Origin of the sequence: Pseudomonas sp. xss_4 (genome assembly GCF_043104125.1) — a bacterium.
GTDB lineage: Bacteria > Pseudomonadota > Gammaproteobacteria > Pseudomonadales > Pseudomonadaceae > Aquipseudomonas > Aquipseudomonas parafulva_B.
Genome location: NZ_JBICKJ010000056.1, coordinates 1 through 2,523 on the forward strand (window position 1 = coordinate 1; position 2,523 = coordinate 2,523).

A 2,523-nucleotide genomic window follows, 5' to 3' on the forward strand; every position below is an offset into this window, starting at 1 on the left:
GACCCACCCTGCCGATTGAAAAATGACCCAGGGCTGCTTGCCGATTTAGACCCCGGCAATTGTGGATAAGCCTAGCAGTCGACAGCGTCGTAAAAGTGCTGACCCTGCACTCAGCAAGGCCAGCCCAAAGAGTTCAAAACGGGTCGTTCTCCGCCTCCTCGATATCCTGTCGCCTGCGCTCCCTCGCCTGGATCTTGGTCTTGGCCACTAAGGTGCTGTTTTGCAGGCGGTACGATTCATTCCCCGTCTCGACGATGTGGCAGTGGTGGGTCAATCGGTCGAGCAAGGCCGTGGTCATCTTGGCGTCGCCAAATACGCTCGACCATTCGGCGAAGCTGAGGTTGGTGGTGATGATCACACTGGTGTGCTCGTAAAGCTTAGAGAGCAAGTGGAACAGCAAGGCCCCGCCGCTCTGGCTGAAAGGTAGGTAGCCAAGCTCATCAAGGATTACCAGATCTGCACGCAGTAGTCCTCGGGCGATACGCCCTGTCTTACCCTCGTGCTTCTCACGCTCCAGCAGGTTGACCAGATCGACCGTGGAGTGGAAGCGTACACGCTTGTTGTGTTGGGTGATGCTGGCCACCGCCAGGGCGGTGGCGAGGTGCGTTTTACCGGTGCCAGGGCCGCCGATGAACACCACATTTTGAGCTGTGTCGGTGAAGGTCAGAGTGGACAGTTCCTTGATCAGCCGGGCATCAGCGCTGGATACACCGAAGTCGAAGCCAGCCAGATCGCGGTGTATGGGCAGTTTCGCCATATTCATCTGATGATGTACCGAGCGCACTGCCCGGTCGGCGTGTTCCTGATCGAGGAGATGCTCGATCAGCCATTTCGATGAGGCGGTGGTGGATTCACCTTGTGCGGCCAGATCTGCCCAGGCAGTGGCCATGCCGTGCAGGCGTAAGTCTTTGAGTTCCTCTGTAAGATCACGCATTGCGCACCTCCTCATCTGTGCTGCGCAACCGGTCATAGCGCGCGGTATTGGCGATAGGGGTAACTTTCAGTTGCAGGTTGGTTTCGACCGAGGGTGGTGCTTCACGGGCGGTCAGACGGGCCACGATATTGAGGATGTGGTCAGCGCTCAGGCTGCCAGATTCCAAAACCAGCTCAACCGCTACGAGGACAGCATCCAGGCCAGCGACGGGCACGGCGGCCAAGACCTGGGTCATGACCCGATCACCCTGTAGATGCCGCCGCAGCCCGCGCCTGAGCAGGCGTAGTGGCTTGGGTAGGTCGGCAAACGGGGCACCATTGCGTAGGGCTCCCGGTTTACGCTCAATGAGGGGGATATAGTGTTGCCAGTCGTAGCTGACCTGATCGCGATCAAACAGGCGCTCGTGGCTGGCAATCACACCATCATCGGCAATCACGACGATTCGCGAGGGATAGAGCCGACTGCTGACCCACTGGCCAACACGCTCACAGGGTACTGAATAGCGGTTGCGGGCCACGTTGATCAGACAGGTGCTGGAAACGCGAACCGTGCGCTCTACATAACCGTCGAAAGGCGTCGGCATCGGCATCATTTCGACGCGCTCCAGTTCTAAGACTTCTGCAACGGTGAGGCCGTTGTACTGCGGATGGATCAGCTCGTGCCACAGAGCCCGACAGCGCTGGGCAAGCCAGGCATTCAACTCTTCGAAGCTATGGAAAGTATTGTCGCAGGCAGACAGCCAGATGCGGCGCCGACTATCTTGGACATTCTTTTCGACGATACCTTTTTCCCAGCCGGACGCTACGTTGCAGAAGTCCGGGTCGAACAGGTAGTGCGAGCACATCACCATGAAGCGAGCGTTGACCGTGCGGCCTTTACCCTTGGAGACCTTGTCGACCGCCGTTTTCATGTTGTCGTAGATGCCGCGACGCGGCACGCCGCCCATGGCGGCGAATGAGCGGGTATGGGCATCGAACAGCATTTCATGCCCTTGGCTGGGATAGGCCACTAGCCAGAAGGCTCGGCTGGCACATAGCTTCATGTGCGCGACCTGGACACGTCGGAAAACACCGCCAATCAGCAGGCCTTCCTCGCTCCAATCGAACTGGAAGGCCTCGCCCAATGCGAACGCCAACGGCACAAATGCCCGTACCGCCTTGCCTTGCTCTCCGCGCCAATGACGAACGAAGGCAGTGAGCTGGCTGTAGCCGCCGTCATAGCCTTCAGCGCGGATCATGGCCAGCAGCGCCTTGGCACTGCGACGATGTTGCTTGGCCCTCAAGGCATCAGCCCGCAGCGCCTGCTCCAACATCTCGTGAAAGGGACTGAGCTTGTTGAACACGGCTCGACGCTGATAAACCGGCTGCTTGGACTCCGACGCTCTGACCCATTTTCGGATGGTGTTGCGCGACAGGCCGGTGCGCTTGGCTATCTCATGCAACGACAGCTTGTCGCGGAAATACATCCGCCGAATTTTGCCCATCATTTCCATGCTGATCACCCTGTGTTCTCCTGCTCAAAAATTGAGCAGGTACAGTGGAACACCTGGGTCAGTTTTCAGTCAGCACAATGGGCGAAACTGGGTCAGT

The 2,523-nt window shown here is 58.3% G+C and carries 2 protein-coding genes; both read right to left on the reverse strand.

Translation table 11 applies throughout. The features are described 5' to 3' along the window. Positions 1–133 precede the first annotated feature (133 nt). Positions 134–934 carry an IS21-like element helper ATPase IstB gene (gene istB / locus ACF8GB_RS10580; RefSeq protein WP_058166677.1) on the reverse strand — a complete coding sequence of 267 codons (801 nt, stop codon included), beginning with the start codon at positions 932–934 and terminating at the stop codon, positions 134–136. Beyond that, on the reverse strand, positions 927–2,426 hold the full coding sequence (istA, locus tag ACF8GB_RS10585; protein ID WP_024087936.1) for an IS21 family transposase: 1,500 nt from the start codon (positions 2,424–2,426) through the stop codon (positions 927–929). Before istA ends, istB begins: the two co-directional genes overlap by 8 nt. Between the last annotated feature and the right edge of the window lie 97 nt (positions 2,427–2,523).

Coding starts and splice junctions, on each gene's coding strand:
- istA (WP_024087936.1), bottom strand. CDS start 2,426: ATGGAAATGATGGGCAAAATTCGGCGGATGTATTTCCGCGACAAGCTG.
- istB (WP_058166677.1), bottom strand. CDS start 934: ATGCGTGATCTTACAGAGGAACTCAAAGACTTACGCCTGCACGGCATG.